This is a genomic window from Variovorax sp. GW821-FHT09B01 (genome assembly GCF_059418345.1).
In genome coordinates this window covers 496,448-510,250 of record NZ_JBWKPQ010000003.1, presented here as the reverse complement: position 1 = coordinate 510,250, position 13,803 = coordinate 496,448, and the positions used below count along the sequence as shown (strand labels likewise).

The window sequence follows — 13,803 nt, the reverse complement described above, 5'->3', positions numbered from 1 at the left end:
GGAGGCCTGACAGCACGCCTACCAGCGACTCCGTGCTGTCAACAATTCCCCCAGAATTAGAGTTGCTTCAGTGCAACAAAGTATCTACTTTACAAAGCGCCTGCCGGCAAAAGTACTAAACCCCGTATTGATAAACATTATCATTTGACACGGTTTTTACCTTCGCCCTCCCGCAGGTCAACTCACCCAGCCAGCCCCCGGTGCCTTCTCGGCACGCGCGCAGGGCATCGCCAGTCGAGTTCTCAGGGCCGTTTTTTCCTTCTTCGAGAACCTTCATGGCCAACTCCTATATCAAGAGCCGGAAGCACGCTGTCGCGCGCGCCGTTCCCCAGGTCTCGGGCGCCGCAGCCGCCACGCTGATCGCCCTCTCCGCCCCCGCCATCGCCCAGCAGCAGCCCTCGCGCGTGCTGCCCGAGATCCGCGTCGAGGGCTCGGTCGCCGCCGACTTCAAGGCCGACACCTCGGCCAATCCCAAGTTCACGGCACCGCTGGTGAACACGCCGCAGACCGTGCAGGTGATCAAGGAACAGGTGCTGCGCGACCAGGGCGCCACCACGCTGACCGAAGCGCTTCGCAACACCCCCGGCGTGGGCACCTTCTTCCTCGGGGAGAACGGCAACACCAACACGGGCGACGCGGTGTTCATGCGCGGCTTCGACAGCTCGAGCGCGATCTTCGTCGACGGCATCCGCGACGTCGGCTCGATCTCGCGCGACACCTTCAACATCGACCAGGTCGAAGTCGTGAAGGGCCCCTCGGGCACCGACGTGGGCCGCACCTCGCCCACCGGCTACATCAACCTCGTGACCAAGAAGCCCAAGCTCGACGACAGCTTCACGGGCTCGCTGGGCTTCGGCAGCGCCGACTTCAAGCGCGGCAGCATCGACTGGAACAAATCGCTCAGCGGCGAGAACGGCATCGGTGCGGCCTTCCGCCTGAACGCCGTGGCCGAGGACGCCGGCGTGGCCGGCCGCGATTTCGTGAAGAACAAGCGCTGGGCGATCGCACCCTCGCTGGCCCTGGGCCTGAACAGCCCGACGCGCTTCTACTTCGATCTGGTGCACGTCAAGCAGAACAACATCCCCGACGGCGGCGTGCCCACCATCGGCCTGCCGGGCTACTCGACGCCCGACCCGAAGCGCGGCTACCTGAGCTACGCCGCGCCGGTGCGCTCGAAGAACTTCTACGGCACCAGCGCGGACTTCGACAACGTCACGACCGACATGTTCACCGCGCGCGTCGAGCACGACCTGACGCCGGACATCACGATCCGCAACACGACGCGCTATGCCAAGACGCAGCAGGACTACCTGCTGACCTCGTTCATGGGCAGCACGGCCAACCTGCTGACGCCGAATCAGTTCCTCCCCCTCGGCTGGACCGTGGCGCGCAGCTCGCCCACCAACAAGGACCAGGAAAACACGATCTTCACGAACCAGACGAACGTGAGCGCGAAGTTCAACACCGGCAGCGTGGGCCACACGCTCAATGCCGGCGTCGAGCTGATCCGCGAGAAGCAGGACTCGAACGGCTACTACGGCCAGAACGTCAAGGTCTTCAACGTGCCCGGCTTCACCAACAGCGGCGCCTGGCCGGCGGCCAACGTCTACGCACCGAATCCCTACGTGTTCGGCGGCTACAACCGCATCCAGAACGGCACCACCACCTCGGGCGAAACCACCACCGTCGGCGCCTACGTGTTCGACACGGTCAAGTTCAACGAGCAGTGGATGCTGACCGGCGGCCTGCGCTACGACCACTACTCGACCAAGTTCGACTCGACGGCACTGAACGCCACCACCGGCGCGCTGACGCCGACCAACCTCAAGCTGTCGGACAGCCTGTGGTCGGGCAAGATCGGCCTGGTCTACAAGCCGACCGAGAACGGCAGCGTCTATGCGGCCTACGGCACGGCGGCACAGCCCCCGGGCGGCGCCAACTTCCAGCTCGCAGCAGGCGGCACCGGCAACAGCGCCGCGCGCACCGACTTCCTGCCGCAGAAGGCCAAGACCTACGAACTCGGCACCAAGTGGGACGTGCTCAACAAGCACGTGGCGCTGACGGCCGCGCTCTACCGCACCGACGTCAGCAATGAAGTGGTGCAGGACGCGATCTCGCAGCAGTACTACCAGACCGGCAAGAAGCGCGTGCAGGGCATCGAACTCGGCGTGTCGGGTGCGATCACCGACAACTGGGGCGTGACCACCGGCTTCACGACGATGAACACCCGCGTGCTCAGCGGCCCCTCGGTGCTGGCCGATGGCTCGACCTCGCTGGCCTACACCCCGAAGCGCGCCTTCACGCTGTGGACCACCTACCAGCTGCCGTTCGGCCTGACGATCGGCGGCGGCGCGCGCTACAACGGCAAGCTGTACCGAGGCACGGACGGCGCGGTCGGCACGCCGGCCTACGTCGAGTCGTACTGGGTGGTCGACGCCATGGCGTCCTACCGGATCAACAAGAACGTCGATCTGCAGCTGAACGTCTACAACCTGTTCGACAAGGACTACGTGGCGGCCATCAACAAGTCGGGCTACCGCTACACGCCGGGCACGCCGCGCTCGTTCAAGGTCACAGCGAACTTCGCGTTCTGATCGTTCGCCACGGCGCGCCACCGGCCAGGGCCGGGGCGCAGCGCCGCGGTGCGACACTCGAGCCCCGGCCCGCGCCGGGGCTTTTTTCCTTCCGGAGTTCCCGAAGATGATGCTGCATGTGCCCGAAGTGCTGAGCCCGGACCAGGTGCGCAGGATGCGCGCCACGCTCGATGCCACCCAGTGGGTCGACGGGCGCGAGACCGTCGGCGACCAGGGCGCGCAGGTCAAGCGCAACCGGCAGCTGTCCGAGCATTCGCCGGTCGGGCACGAGCTCGCCAAGACCGTGCTGGCCGCGCTGGCGCGCAATCCCCTGTTCTTTTCGGCCGCCCTGCCCGCGCGCTTCGTGCCGCCGCTGTTCAACCGCTACGAGGGCGGCGAACACTACGGCCTGCACGTCGATGGCGCGGTGCGCGCCGTGCCCGGCAGCGAGCAGCCGCTGCGCACCGACCTGTCGTGCACCCTGTTTCTCTGCGACCCCGACGACTACGATGGCGGCGAGCTCGAGGTGGTCGACACCTACGGCTCGCACGAGGTCAAGCTGCCGGCCGGCGATCTGATCCTGTATCCGTCGAGCAGCCTGCACCGGGTGCATCCGGTGACCCGGGGCGCGCGCGTGTGCGCCTTCTTCTGGGCCCAGAGCATGGTGCGCAACGACCAGCAGCGCGCGATGCTGTTCGAACTCGACCAGAACATCCAGAAACTGCGCGCCCGGCTGGGCGAATCCGAGGAAACCGTGGCCCTGACCGGCCACTATCACAACCTGCTTCGGCTCTGGTCGGAGATATAGCCGGACCACCCCTCATAGCGAATAGCTGTCGCGCCGGGCGCTGACGAATACGATAGTTATTGCAAATGCGAGGGATTCTTATTTATAATCGCTGCATCCAACAGCCAGCCAAACTGCCGCTTTCACAGCCATGATCGTTTGCATTTGCCGCCGAGTCTCCGACCGCGAAATCGCACGCCATGTGCGCGCGGGGATGACCTTCGACGAAGTGCAGTTCGAACTCGGCGTGGCCACCCAGTGTGGCCAATGTGAAGGATGTGCGCGCGATATCGTCGCGCAGTGCAGCGCTTCGCACCCGGTCGCGGCCCTGCACTGCGAATCGGAACCGAAGTCGATCCAGCTTGCCAACTCCATCAAGGAAAGCAAAGCATGGAACTCGTCTCTGCACTCGGCGGCAGCCTGATCCTGGTGGCGGGCTCCGTCTGGTGGATCCTTCGTAAATAGAAGTAGACGTCGTCGTAGCGGTTTTGCTGCAATCGGGGCACGTACCCACGTGCTCGCACTCGAATGGTTGATCGTGTCTGACCGCTTTGCCCCCCCTCCCTCCGTTTTCGGCCTCTCGCGCAACGCTGCCATCGCTGGCGGCGTGATCGTCTTCCACGCCGCCGCGCTCTGGGCGCTGCAGAGCGGCCTGCTCCGCCGGGCCGCCGAAGTGGTGATCCCGGTCGAGATCATGAGCCAGTTCGTCGAGCCGCCGAAGCCCACGCCTCCGCCGCCGCCTCCCCCACCGCCGCCGCCCCAGCCGCGCGTGAAGGCGCCGCCGCCACCCCGGCCGCAAGCCATCCGCGAGCCCAAGCCCACGCCGGCGCCGCAAGCCCCCGTGGGCGATCCGGAACCGCCGCCGCCTGCACCGACACCGCCCTCGCCGCCGCCCGCGCCTCCCGCGCCGCCGGCCCCTCCGCCGGCGCCGCCCGCACCGCCCAAGGTGGTCGAAGTGACGGCCGCGCAGGCGCAGTGGCTGCGTCCTCCGGCCCCGGTCTATCCGCAGTTGAGTTCGCGGCTCGGCGAGGCCGGCACGGTGACCATTGCCGTGTACTTCAACCGCAGCGGCCTCGTGCGCCGTGCCGAAATCCTCAAGTCCAGCGGCTACGACCGCCTCGACCGCGCGGCCCGCGATGCGGTGCTGAAGTCGTCCGTGACCGTGAGCAACTATCCGAACGCGAGCGACGAGACCCTCTTCATGCTGCCCGCGCCCATCGTTTTCAACCAACCTAAGTAACTGAGACCCCTATGGATTCCCAATTTGGCTTGATGAATGTCTGGCACCAAGGCGACTTCGTCACCAAGGCCGTCGCGGTGCTGTTGATCGCCATGTCGCTCGCGTCGTGGATCGTGATCATCGTCAAGGCGCTCGACGTCATCCGCTACAAGCGTCTCGCCAAGCAGTCGCAGGACTTCTGGCACAGCGAGGATTTCGCCACCGCGCTCAACAAGCTCGGCAAGGACGACAGCAACCCCTTCCGCGCCCTGGCGCTCGAGGGCCGCGAAGCCGCCGCGCATCACCGCAACACCAAGGCGCACCTGCATGACGCGCTCGACGTCAGCGACTGGATCACGCGTTCGCTGCGCAACGGCATCGACGCCTTCACCGCGCGCCTGCAGACCGGCCTGGCCGTGCTGGCGTCGGTCGGTTCGACCGCGCCCTTCATCGGCCTGTTCGGTACCGTCTGGGGCATCTACCATGCGCTGATGAGCATCGGCTCGGCCGGCCAGGCCACGATCGACAAGGTCGCGGGCCCGATCGGCGAAGCGCTGATCATGACGGCCCTGGGCCTCGCGGTCGCCATCCCCGCCGTGCTCGGCTACAACGCCCTGGTGCGCGGCAACAAGTTCGTGCTGACCAAGCTCAACGCCTTCGCGCACGACCTGCACGCCTACTTCGTGACCGGTGCCCGCGTCCAGAGCGGCGCCGAATCGATCGTGGTTCCGCTCAAGAAGGGCTGAGCATCATGGCTTTCGGAACCCAAGACGAACCCGATGAGGTGATGAACGAGATCAACATGACGCCGCTGGTCGACGTCATGCTGGTGCTCCTGATCATCTTCATCATCACCGTGCCGGTGATGAAGCACGCGGTGAACATCGACCTGCCGCGCGCCACCAGCGAACCCGAGCAGCCGAAGCCCGAGAACATCCTGTTCAGCGTGACGGCCGAGGGCGACTACTACTGGAACGATCAGAAGATCTCCGACAGCGAACTGCCCACCCGCCTCGCCGCCGAGGCCGCCAAGGAGCCGCAGCCCGAGCTGCACATCCGCGGCGACAAGGCGGTGCGCTACGAACGCGTGGCCAAGGCGATGTCGGAGGCGCGCGAAGCCGGCGTGCGCAAGATCGGTTTCATCACCGAACCCGACGCGAAATAACTGCCCCGCGGGTCACAAAATTTTTCATCGCAGCGATTGACTTCTTGTTGAGAATTATTATCATTCAACCATCGCTTCGATAAGAGGAATTCGAGATGCCAGCCACCACCAACGCCTTTGCTGTTCTGAGCCACCCTTCGCTCGATCAATCGGGCGGCGGTCACGCCACCATCCAGGCTCAACGACCGGTTCCGATGGTCGAGAGCACCGAACTGCTCAAGGGCAGCAAGACCGTCGGCATCATGCACAACGGCTCGCTGTACCGCCTGCAGGCCACCAAACTGGGCAAGCTGATCCTGACCAAGTAGGTCCCGGTCAGCCCGCCCCTCGCGCAAGTTTCATCGTGGGGCGACTCCAGGAGATTCATTTCTCCGAAGGGTCGTTTTTTGCTAGCCAACGGTTCGCCGACTAGCCAAGCTTTTTTTCACGCTGAACGTCCAATGCAAAACGCCGACTCTCGAGTCGGCGTTTTCGTTCGTGCAGGGCGCCGAGGCGCCCGTGCGGCAGCTCAGAGACCGAGAGCCGCGATGCCGGCCTTGGCGACCTGCGCATCCTCGTTCGACTTCACGCCGCTCACGCCCACGGCACCGATCACGTGGCCGTCCTTCACGATCGGCACGCCGCCTTCGAGCAGGCCGTGCACCAGCGGTGCCGTCAGGAAAGCGGTGCGGCCGCCGTTGATGATGTCCTCGTAGACCTTGCTCTCGCGGCGGCCCAGGGCGGCCGTGTGGGCCTTGGCCGGTGCGATGTGCGAGGACAGCGCGGCCGCGCCGTCGAGGCGCTGCAGCCACAGCAGGTTGCCCGCGTCGTCTGCGATGGCGATCGTCACGGCCCAGTTGTTCTTGAGCGCCTCGGCTTCGGCGGCGGCGGCGATCAGCTTGACATCGGCGAGTTCAAGGAATGATTTGGTTTGCATGATGGTGATCAAAGTCTTGTTGCGTCGAACCCCAGAGCATACCGGCCCGCCACGCGGCCTCCCCCTGTCGGACGGCGCGCCGTCTAAGGAACACCCCCCATACGGTCTTTGCGGGCCGCGCTCTTGCAGACTTCTAGAATGCGCCCAACTGCTACGGCAGCAACCACAGGAGCTTCGGCCATGAACGACCGCGTTACAACCCTCGACACTTCCACCGGCTACGGCCAGGTGCTGCCGCAGGCTGACCGCCAACGCGTGCTGCGCAACACCTACTGGCTGCTGGCGCTGAGCCTTCTTCCCACCGTGCTGGGCGCCTGGCTGGGCGTGCAGACCGGCATCACCCGTTCGCTGACCGGCGGCCTCGGACTCATCGTCTTCCTCGGCGGTGCCTTCGGCTTCATGTTCGCGATCGAGAAGACCAAGAACTCGGCCGCCGGCGTGCCGGTGCTGCTGGCCTTCACCTTCTTCATGGGCCTGATGCTCTCGCGCCTGATCTCGATGGTGCTGGGCTTCAAGAACGGTCCCGAACTGATCATGACGGCCTTTGGTGGCACCGCCGGCGTGTTCTTCGTGATGGCCTCGCTGGCCACCGTGATCAAGCGCGACCTGTCGGGCATGGGCAAGTGGCTGTTCGTCGGCGCGATGGTGCTGATGGTCGGCGCGGTCATCAACGTGTTCGTCGGCTCGACCGCCGGCATGTTCGCGATCTCGGTCGCCGCCATCGGCATCTTCTCGGCCTACATGCTCTATGACCTGAAGCAGATCATCGACGGCGGCGAAACCAACTACATCAGCGCGACCCTTGCCCTGTACCTCGACCTGTTCAACGTGTTCCAGAGCCTGCTCGCGCTGCTGGGCCTCGCGGGCGGCGAACGCGACTGACGCTTCCTCTTTCGATGGCCCCACGGCCATCGATCGATGAAAAAAAGAAAGGGCCCTTCGGGGCCCTTTCTCATTGCGGCGTCAGGCCCGCCTCATTCGCGCTCGAACACCGCGATCGACTCCACGTGCGCCGTGTGCGGGAACATGTTGACCACGCCCGCGTGCGTGCAGCGATAGCCGGCCTGGTGCACCAGCAAGCCGGCATCGCGCGCCAGCGTCGACGGATTGCAGCTCACGTAGACGATGCGCTTGGGCGGCGTCCAGCCGCCGGTGCGCAGCTCGGGCTGCTGGTGCAGGTCGGCCATGGCCTTGGCCAGCGCGAAGGCACCCTCGCGCGGCGGGTCGACCAGCCATTTGTCGGCCTGCCCGTCGGCGACCAGCATCTCGGGCGTCATCTCGAACAGGTTGCGCGCCACGAACGACGCCGGCGACAGCGCGCGCCGCGCGGATGTCGCGGGCTGGTTCTTGTGGAAGTTCTCGGTGGCCCGCGTCACCAGCGTGTCGCTGCCCTCGATGCCCAGCACCTCGCGCGCACGGCTCGCCAACGGCAGCGTGAAGTTGCCGAGGCCGCAGAACCAGTCGATCACGCGCTCGTCGGACTGCACGTCGAGCAGGCGCAGCGCCTTGCCCACGAGTGCCCGGTTGATGTGGGGATTGACCTGCGTGAAGTCGGTGGGCCGGAACGGCATCGTCACGCCGAACTCGGGCAGCCCGTAGGCTAGCGGCGTGCCGCCCTCCTCCAGCAGCCGCACCGTGTCGGGCCCCTTGGGCTGCAGCCACCATTGCACCTGCTCGTTCTTCGCGGCGAAGGCCTTGAGGCGCTCGATGTCCGCAGCCGACAGCGGCTCGAGGTGCCGCAGCACCAGCGCGATGGTGCCGAGTGCCTGGGTGCCCGGCGCATCGCCGCAGGCCAGTTCGATCTGCGGGCAGGTGTCGCGCGCGTCGAGCGAGGCGATCAGCGCGCGCATCGGCATCAGCATCTGGCTGACTTGCTTGGGCAGCACGGGACAGACCTGCATGTCGGCCAGGTAGCGGCTCTTGCGCTCGTGAAAGCCGATCAGCACCGTGCCCTTCTTGACCACGTGGCGCACCGACAGCCGCGCGCGGTAGCGGTAGTGCCAGGCCGGGCCCTCGAGAGGACGCAGCAGGTTCTCGGGGCGGACCTTGCCGAGGTGCCAGAGGTTGTCCTCGAGCGCGCGCTGCTTCACCGCCACCTGCGCCGCGGCGTCGAGGTGCTGCATCTTGCAGCCGCCGCAGGCGCCCGTGTGCAGCCCGAAGTGCGGGCAGCCGGGCCGCACGCGCTGCGAGGACTCGCGCCGGATCTGCGTGACCGTGCCCTGCTCCCAGTTGTTCTTGCGGCGATGCACGTTGAGCTGCACCTCTTCGAAGGGCAGCGCACCCTCGATGAACACGACCATGCCGTCGGCCTTGTGCGCCACGCCCTGCGCATCGAGGTCCAGCGATTCCACGTGCAGCCATTCGCCGCCGGCGTTCGTGGGGGTGTCCGTGGGGGATTTATCTTTCTTGATGGATTCCGTCATGCCCCGATTGTCTCAGCGTGGGAAGAGGCCCTCGCGCGGAACCCGGCAGGGCTAGAACAAGGCGTCCCGCCCCACGCCCGAACGCGCGAGCTGGCGCCGCATCTTCGCGAGCGCCTCGTTCTGGATCTGGCGCACGCGCTCGCGCGTCAGGCCCAGCCGCACGCTGAGCACCTCGAGCGTCTCGGGCTCGCGGTCGTGCAGGCCGTAGCGGCCTTCGAGCACCTCGCGCTCGCGCGCATCGAGCGCGGCCACCCAGCTGTCGAGCAGGCGCTCGACCTCGTGCGCCTGCGTCGCGCCCGTGGGATCGCTCTCCTCGCTGTCGGCCGCGACCGAGTCGGACAGCGCGTAGCTCTCTTCGCCATGCGACTCGCCCGCGTCGAGCGAGCGCGGCGCCTCGGCCAGCGCCAGCAGGTCGGCCACCGACTGCACGTCCGAGCCCAGCAGTGCCGCCACGTCTTCCACGCGCACCCCGTCGGGCCGGCGCGCGAGGAACTCGGGATCGCCCTCGAGCGTGCGGCGCGCGCGCAGCACCTGCTGCAACTCGCGCACGATGTGCACCGGCAGGCGGATCGTGCGGGACTGGGTCATCAACGCGCGCTCGACCGACTGGCGTATCCACCAGGTCGCATAGGTCGAGAAGCGGAAGCCGCGCTCGGGCTCGAACTTGGTGATCGCGTGCATCAGGCCGAGGTTGCCCTCCTCGATGAGGTCGGAGAACGGCACGCCGCGGTTGAGGTAGGCCTTGGCGATGTTGACCACGAGCCGCAGGTTGTGCTCGATCATGGACTGGCGCGCCGCGAAGTCGCCAGCCCGCGCGGCGCAGGCGGCCGCGTATTCCTGCTCGGGGGTGAAAAGCTCGGTGCGCCGGATGCGGCGCAGGTAGACGGTGAGCGCGTCGGCCGTGTCGTCGCCGATGCGCGCGAGCGCTTCGGCGTTCGGTTCGGGCGCGATCAGGCCATCGGGGGAAGAGACAGGCGGTGAGGCATCACCGCCGGGTACCGCTTCGGCCGTGCTGCCCGCCGACCGGCGCACGGGCAGCGTGCGACGGGGGCGGGAACCGGCCATGGCATCACCGGTTCGGGAGGTAGCGCGCCGGATCGACCGGCTTGCCCTGGCGACGGATCTCGAAGTGCAGCTTCACGCGATCGGCATCGCTGCTGCCCATCTCCGCGATCTTCTGGCCCTTCTGGACCGACTGGTCTTCCTTCACGAGCAGCGTCTGGTTGTGCGCATAGGCCGTGAGGTAGGTGTTGTTGTGCTTCAGGATGATCAGGTTGCCGTAGCCGCGCAGGCCCGCACCCGCGTACACCACGCGGCCATCGGCCGCGGCCAGAACCGGGTCGCCGGCCTTGCCGCTGATGTCGAAGCCCTTGTTCTTGGCATCGTCGAAGCCCGCGATCAGCGAGCCATGGGCGGGCCAGATCCAGCCGATGTCTTCGTCGCCACCCGATGCAGCCGGGCTCGAGGGCGAAGCCGTGACCGGCGGCTTGGTGCCCGCAGCGGCGGCACCGCTCGCGGCCGCGCCAGGCACGACCGCGGGCTGCGGCGTCACCGGCTTGGTGACGACGCCGTTCTCGTTCGGCGCCGACGGCGCGGCGGCTACGGTGGAACCCGGGCCCGAGGGCGGGATCACGCGCAGCACCTGCCCCACCTCGATCAGGTCGGGGTTGTCGAGGTTGTTCCAGCGAACGAGGTTCTGCCAGGTCTGGCCGGTGTCGTTGGCGATGCGGCGGATGGTGTCGCCGGGACGCACGGCGTAGTAGCCCGGCTTGCCGAAGTTCTCGATGCCGGCCAGCGGTTTGCCCGAAGCATCGGTGGTGATGGTCGGACCGCCGGGAACGGGCGCGGCCGCGCCGGGGGCGCGGGTCATCGTGCCGCGGTCTTCGACCGGTGCCGGGCCGCGCGGCGTGGAACACCCCGCGATCACGAGCACGACGGCCAACGTGACGCCAGCGTACCAACTCCGATTGCCAAAACCCTGCATTTGTTATTCCTTCAAGCAACGCCCGATTTTAGGGGGACAAAGTGAACCGCCTCAAGAATGAGGCGCTCGAGACCGCGGGCCGTCTTGTCGATCACGACGAGGGCCTGGCCGCCCTTCGCCGAGTGCGTCGGCGCGACGATCCGCCCCCCCACCGCGAGCTGTTCGATCCAGGCTTCGGGCACCGCCTCGCCACCGGCGGCGGCGATGATGCCCGCATAAGGCGCGCCCTTGGCATAGCCGACCATGCCGTCGCCGAACATCAGGTGAACCGTGGCGAGCCGGAAGTGCCGCAGATTGGTCCGTGCCCGCTCGTGCAGGCCGCGCAACCGTTCGATGCTGTAGACCTCCGTGGCCACGTGGTTCAACACCGCGGCCTGGTAGCCGCAGCCGGTGCCGATCTCGAGCACGCGCCCCAGACGGTCCTGCGGCTTGCCACTCAGAGCCGGGGCCGCGAGCAAAAGTTCGATCATGCGCGCAACGACACTGGGCTTGGAGATGGTCTGGCCCAGTCCGATCGGCAGGCTGGTGTCTTCATAGGCCTGGTTGACCAGCGCGCTGTCGACGAAGCGATGCCGCTCGACCGCGCCCATGGCGCGCAGCACGCGCGCATCCGAGATCCCCTGCGCGGCCAGCTTCTGCACCATGCGCGCGCGCACCGCGTCGGAGGCCATCGATGGCGTCGACGGAACCGGCGGCTTAGGCGGCACGGCGGGCTGCCGTCCGCGCAGCGCGGACGAAGCCGGCGTCGAGGCCGAGACGGTGGGCGCGAGGCGAGCCGGAAATCCAGGCCGTTGGGTCGCCATGTCAGTCGGCGAGCCGGACCACCGCGTCGCGCCACTGGCCCAGGTTGGCGTGGTCGGTCAGGTCGATCTGCAACGGCGTCAGCGCCACGTGGCCCTCGGCCGTGGCATGGAAGTCGGTGCCCTCGCCGCTGTCCTTGGCGCTGCCCGCGCCGGCGATCCAGTACATCGTGTCGCCACGCGGGCTTTCCTGCGTGATGACCTTCTCGGCCGCGTGGCGGCGGCCCAGGCGGCACACCTTCACCGGCTTGAGCTCGTCGAACGGCCGGTTCGGCACGTTGACGTTCAAAAGAAAGGCGCCGCCCTCGAGCATGCGCTCGCGCTCGATGCGCTGCACCAGGCGGCGCGCCACCTGGGCCGCCGCGTCGACATGGGCCCAGCCCTTCTCGATCTGCGAGAACGCGATCGCGGGAATGCCGAACAGGTAGGCCTCCATGGCCGCGCCGACGGTGCCCGAATAGATGGTGTCGTCGCCCATGTTGGCGCCGTTGTTGATGCCCGAGACCACGAGGTCGGGCCGGTAGCCGAGCAGGCCCTTGAGCGCGATATGCACGCAGTCGGCCGGGGTGCCGGTCACGTAGCGGAAGCCGTTGTGCGCGGTGTGGACGTAGAGCGGTGCGGCCAGCGTCAACGCGTTCGACTTGGCGCTGTTGTTGTGCTCGGGCGCCACCACCTCGACGTCGGCCAGATCCTTGAGCGCGTCGTGCAGTGCGACGATGCCTGGCGCCTGGAAGCCATCGTCGTTGGAAATGAGTATCTTCATGATGCGGTGCGGTGCAACGGATTGTAGGCGTCGGGTGCGTCGCAGCAGGGACAAGGACACGCGAGGGCGACGCCTATCATCGCGCGCTTCATTGCCTCAACATTACTACCCGTTTCGAAGGAGACCGAGCATGCACGCATGGCTTTGCGAGAACCCCGTCGGCGTCGACGCGCTCACCTGGAAAGAGCTGCCCACGCCGACACCCGGCCCGGGCCAGGTGCTGATCGAGATCCGGGCCGCGAGCCTGAATTTCCCCGACCTGCTGATCGTGCAGAACAAGTACCAGATGAAGCCCCCGCTGCCCTTCGTGCCGGGCTCGGAGTACGCGGGGATCGTCCAGGCCGTGGGCGAAGGCGTCACGCACCTCAAGGTCGGCCAGAACGTCGCCTGCCTCTCGGGCACCGGCGGCTTCGCCACCCACACGCTGGCACCCGCGGCACTGTGCATGCCGCTGCCCGAAGGCTTCGGCCATGTCGACGCGGCCGCCTTCATCATGATCTACGCGACCTCGTGGCACGCCCTGATGGACCGCGCGCAGCTCAAGGCCGGCGAAACCGTGCTGGTGCTCGGCGCGGCGGGCGGCGTGGGCACGGCGGCCATCCAGATCGCCAAGGCGGCCGGCGCCAAGGTGATCGCGGCGGCTTCCACCGACGAGAAATGCGAGCTGTGCCGCTCGATCGGTGCCGATGCGACGATCAACTACACCACGCATGCGCTGCCGAACGGTTTCAGGGATGCCATCAAGGCCGCGACCGACGGCAAAGGCCCGGACGTCATATACGACCCGGTCGGCGGCGATTTCGCGGAACCCGCATTTCGCTCGATCGGATGGCGCGGCCGCTATTTGGTCGTGGGTTTTGCGTCGGGTCCGATTCCCTCGCTGCCATTGAACCTCACGCTGTTGAAAGGCGCGTCGCTGGTCGGCGTGTTCTGGGGCGATTTCGCCAAGCGCGAGCCGAAGGCCAACGCGCAGATGATGGCCGAATTGGCGCAATGGTATGGCCAGGGAAAGATCAAGCCGGTGATCGACAGCACGATGCCGATGGCCGAATTGAAAGCCGCCTACGCGCACATGGGCTCGCGTGGCGTCAAGGGAAAGCTCGTGATGGTGAACTGATCGCCACGGAGCTGGGCATCACGAGACGGGTGTCCATGCACGCAATAAAAAAGCCC

The 13,803-nt window shown here is 66.9% G+C and carries 16 protein-coding genes; 9 read left to right on the top strand and 7 right to left on the bottom strand.

Annotation, left to right across the window (positions count from 1 at the left end):
* Window positions 1-115: 115 nt before the first annotated feature.
* Window positions 116-277, bottom strand: coding sequence for a hypothetical protein (locus tag AC07RV_RS13795; protein ID WP_296778093.1), 162 nt, complete (start codon window positions 275-277; stop codon window positions 116-118).
* On the opposite strand from AC07RV_RS13795, the gene AC07RV_RS13790 reads away from it, so the two are divergent.
* The 7 genes from AC07RV_RS13790 to hemP all read left to right on the top strand — a co-directional run bounded on the left by AC07RV_RS13790 (window position 276) and on the right by hemP (window position 6,052).
* Entirely contained in the window at window positions 276-2,594 is a 2,319-nt protein-coding gene (locus AC07RV_RS13790) for a catecholate siderophore receptor Fiu (RefSeq protein WP_296778096.1), read from the top strand. The genes AC07RV_RS13795 and AC07RV_RS13790 overlap by 2 nt on opposite strands.
* A gap of 106 nt (window positions 2,595-2,700) precedes the next feature.
* Window positions 2,701-3,381 (top strand): Fe2+-dependent dioxygenase, encoded by a 681-nt coding sequence (locus tag AC07RV_RS13785; protein WP_296778098.1) that lies wholly within the window; start codon window positions 2,701-2,703, stop codon window positions 3,379-3,381.
* A gap of 130 nt (window positions 3,382-3,511) precedes the next feature.
* Window positions 3,512-3,784, top strand: coding sequence for a (2Fe-2S)-binding protein (locus AC07RV_RS13780; RefSeq protein WP_082322199.1), 273 nt, complete (start codon window positions 3,512-3,514; stop codon window positions 3,782-3,784).
* A 108-nt stretch (window positions 3,785-3,892) separates the two neighbouring features.
* The gene (locus AC07RV_RS13775) at window positions 3,893-4,600 is read left to right on the top strand and encodes a TonB family protein (RefSeq protein WP_472922543.1); all 708 of its coding nucleotides are present in this window, start codon (window positions 3,893-3,895) and stop codon (window positions 4,598-4,600) included.
* A gap of 11 nt (window positions 4,601-4,611) precedes the next feature.
* Window positions 4,612-5,325: a MotA/TolQ/ExbB proton channel family protein gene (locus AC07RV_RS13770; protein ID WP_057590302.1), complete on the top strand. Its 714-nt coding sequence runs from the start codon at window positions 4,612-4,614 to the stop codon at window positions 5,323-5,325.
* A gap of 5 nt (window positions 5,326-5,330) precedes the next feature.
* Entirely contained in the window at window positions 5,331-5,744 is a 414-nt protein-coding gene (locus AC07RV_RS13765) for an ExbD/TolR family protein (RefSeq protein WP_093343007.1), read from the top strand.
* 95 nt (window positions 5,745-5,839) lie between these two features.
* Window positions 5,840-6,052, top strand: coding sequence for a hemin uptake protein HemP (gene hemP / locus AC07RV_RS13760; RefSeq protein WP_093343008.1), 213 nt, complete (start codon window positions 5,840-5,842; stop codon window positions 6,050-6,052).
* 200 nt (window positions 6,053-6,252) lie between these two features.
* Here hemP and AC07RV_RS13755 read toward each other — a convergent pair whose 3' ends face one another.
* A complete protein-coding gene (locus AC07RV_RS13755; protein WP_093343471.1) occupies window positions 6,253-6,660 on the bottom strand; it encodes a GlcG/HbpS family heme-binding protein in 408 nt (135 codons plus the stop codon).
* Window positions 6,661-6,840: 180 nt separating this feature from the next.
* On the opposite strand from AC07RV_RS13755, the gene AC07RV_RS13750 reads away from it, so the two are divergent.
* The gene (locus AC07RV_RS13750) at window positions 6,841-7,542 is read left to right on the top strand and encodes a Bax inhibitor-1/YccA family protein (protein WP_093343010.1); all 702 of its coding nucleotides are present in this window, start codon (window positions 6,841-6,843) and stop codon (window positions 7,540-7,542) included.
* Between the two features lie 92 nt (window positions 7,543-7,634).
* On the opposite strand, the gene rlmD is transcribed toward AC07RV_RS13750, so the two are convergent.
* Genes rlmD through surE form a run of 5 tightly spaced genes read right to left on the bottom strand, consistent with a single transcriptional unit; the run spans window position 7,635 to window position 12,630 of the window.
* Complete coding sequence (gene rlmD, locus AC07RV_RS13745; RefSeq protein WP_296778109.1) at window positions 7,635-9,083, bottom strand: 23S rRNA (uracil(1939)-C(5))-methyltransferase RlmD; 1,449 nt, start codon at window positions 9,081-9,083, stop codon at window positions 7,635-7,637.
* 51 nt (window positions 9,084-9,134) lie between these two features.
* Window positions 9,135-10,148, bottom strand: coding sequence for a sigma-70 family RNA polymerase sigma factor (locus AC07RV_RS13740; RefSeq protein WP_296778112.1), 1,014 nt, complete (start codon window positions 10,146-10,148; stop codon window positions 9,135-9,137).
* Window positions 10,149-10,152: 4 nt separating this feature from the next.
* A complete protein-coding gene (locus AC07RV_RS13735; RefSeq protein ID WP_093343014.1) occupies window positions 10,153-11,067 on the bottom strand; it encodes a peptidoglycan DD-metalloendopeptidase family protein in 915 nt (304 codons plus the stop codon).
* A gap of 11 nt (window positions 11,068-11,078) precedes the next feature.
* Window positions 11,079-11,870 carry a protein-L-isoaspartate(D-aspartate) O-methyltransferase gene (locus AC07RV_RS13730; protein WP_208512137.1) on the bottom strand — a complete coding sequence of 264 codons (792 nt, stop codon included), beginning with the start codon at window positions 11,868-11,870 and terminating at the stop codon, window positions 11,079-11,081.
* 1 nt (window position 11,871) lies between these two features.
* Complete coding sequence (gene surE / locus AC07RV_RS13725) at window positions 11,872-12,630, bottom strand: 5'/3'-nucleotidase SurE (RefSeq protein WP_093343018.1); 759 nt, start codon at window positions 12,628-12,630, stop codon at window positions 11,872-11,874.
* Window positions 12,631-12,760: 130 nt separating this feature from the next.
* Between surE and AC07RV_RS13720 the strand changes: the two genes are divergently transcribed.
* Window positions 12,761-13,747 carry an NADPH:quinone oxidoreductase family protein gene (locus AC07RV_RS13720; protein ID WP_057590318.1) on the top strand — a complete coding sequence of 329 codons (987 nt, stop codon included), beginning with the start codon at window positions 12,761-12,763 and terminating at the stop codon, window positions 13,745-13,747.
* The last annotated feature ends 56 nt before the right edge of the window (window positions 13,748-13,803 follow it).

Excerpts from the sequence above, each read along its gene's own strand:
- AC07RV_RS13790 (WP_296778096.1), top strand. The coding sequence starts at position 276 with ATGGCCAACTCCTATATCAAGAGCCGGAAGCACGCTGTCGCGCGCGCC.
- AC07RV_RS13795 (WP_296778093.1), bottom strand. The coding sequence starts at position 277 with ATGAAGGTTCTCGAAGAAGGAAAAAACGGCCCTGAGAACTCGACTGGC.
- AC07RV_RS13785 (WP_296778098.1), top strand. The coding sequence starts at position 2,701 with ATGATGCTGCATGTGCCCGAAGTGCTGAGCCCGGACCAGGTGCGCAGG.
- AC07RV_RS13780 (WP_082322199.1), top strand. The coding sequence starts at position 3,512 with ATGATCGTTTGCATTTGCCGCCGAGTCTCCGACCGCGAAATCGCACGC.
- AC07RV_RS13770 (WP_057590302.1), top strand. The coding sequence starts at position 4,612 with ATGGATTCCCAATTTGGCTTGATGAATGTCTGGCACCAAGGCGACTTC.
- AC07RV_RS13765 (WP_093343007.1), top strand. The coding sequence starts at position 5,331 with ATGGCTTTCGGAACCCAAGACGAACCCGATGAGGTGATGAACGAGATC.
- hemP (WP_093343008.1), top strand. The coding sequence starts at position 5,840 with ATGCCAGCCACCACCAACGCCTTTGCTGTTCTGAGCCACCCTTCGCTC.
- AC07RV_RS13755 (WP_093343471.1), bottom strand. The coding sequence starts at position 6,660 with ATGCAAACCAAATCATTCCTTGAACTCGCCGATGTCAAGCTGATCGCC.
- AC07RV_RS13750 (WP_093343010.1), top strand. The coding sequence starts at position 6,841 with ATGAACGACCGCGTTACAACCCTCGACACTTCCACCGGCTACGGCCAG.
- rlmD (WP_296778109.1), bottom strand. The coding sequence starts at position 9,083 with ATGACGGAATCCATCAAGAAAGATAAATCCCCCACGGACACCCCCACG.
- AC07RV_RS13740 (WP_296778112.1), bottom strand. The coding sequence starts at position 10,148 with ATGGCCGGTTCCCGCCCCCGTCGCACGCTGCCCGTGCGCCGGTCGGCG.
- AC07RV_RS13735 (WP_093343014.1), bottom strand. The coding sequence starts at position 11,067 with ATGCAGGGTTTTGGCAATCGGAGTTGGTACGCTGGCGTCACGTTGGCC.
- AC07RV_RS13730 (WP_208512137.1), bottom strand. The coding sequence starts at position 11,870 with ATGGCGACCCAACGGCCTGGATTTCCGGCTCGCCTCGCGCCCACCGTC.
- surE (WP_093343018.1), bottom strand. The coding sequence starts at position 12,630 with ATGAAGATACTCATTTCCAACGACGATGGCTTCCAGGCGCCAGGCATC.
- AC07RV_RS13720 (WP_057590318.1), top strand. The coding sequence starts at position 12,761 with ATGCACGCATGGCTTTGCGAGAACCCCGTCGGCGTCGACGCGCTCACC.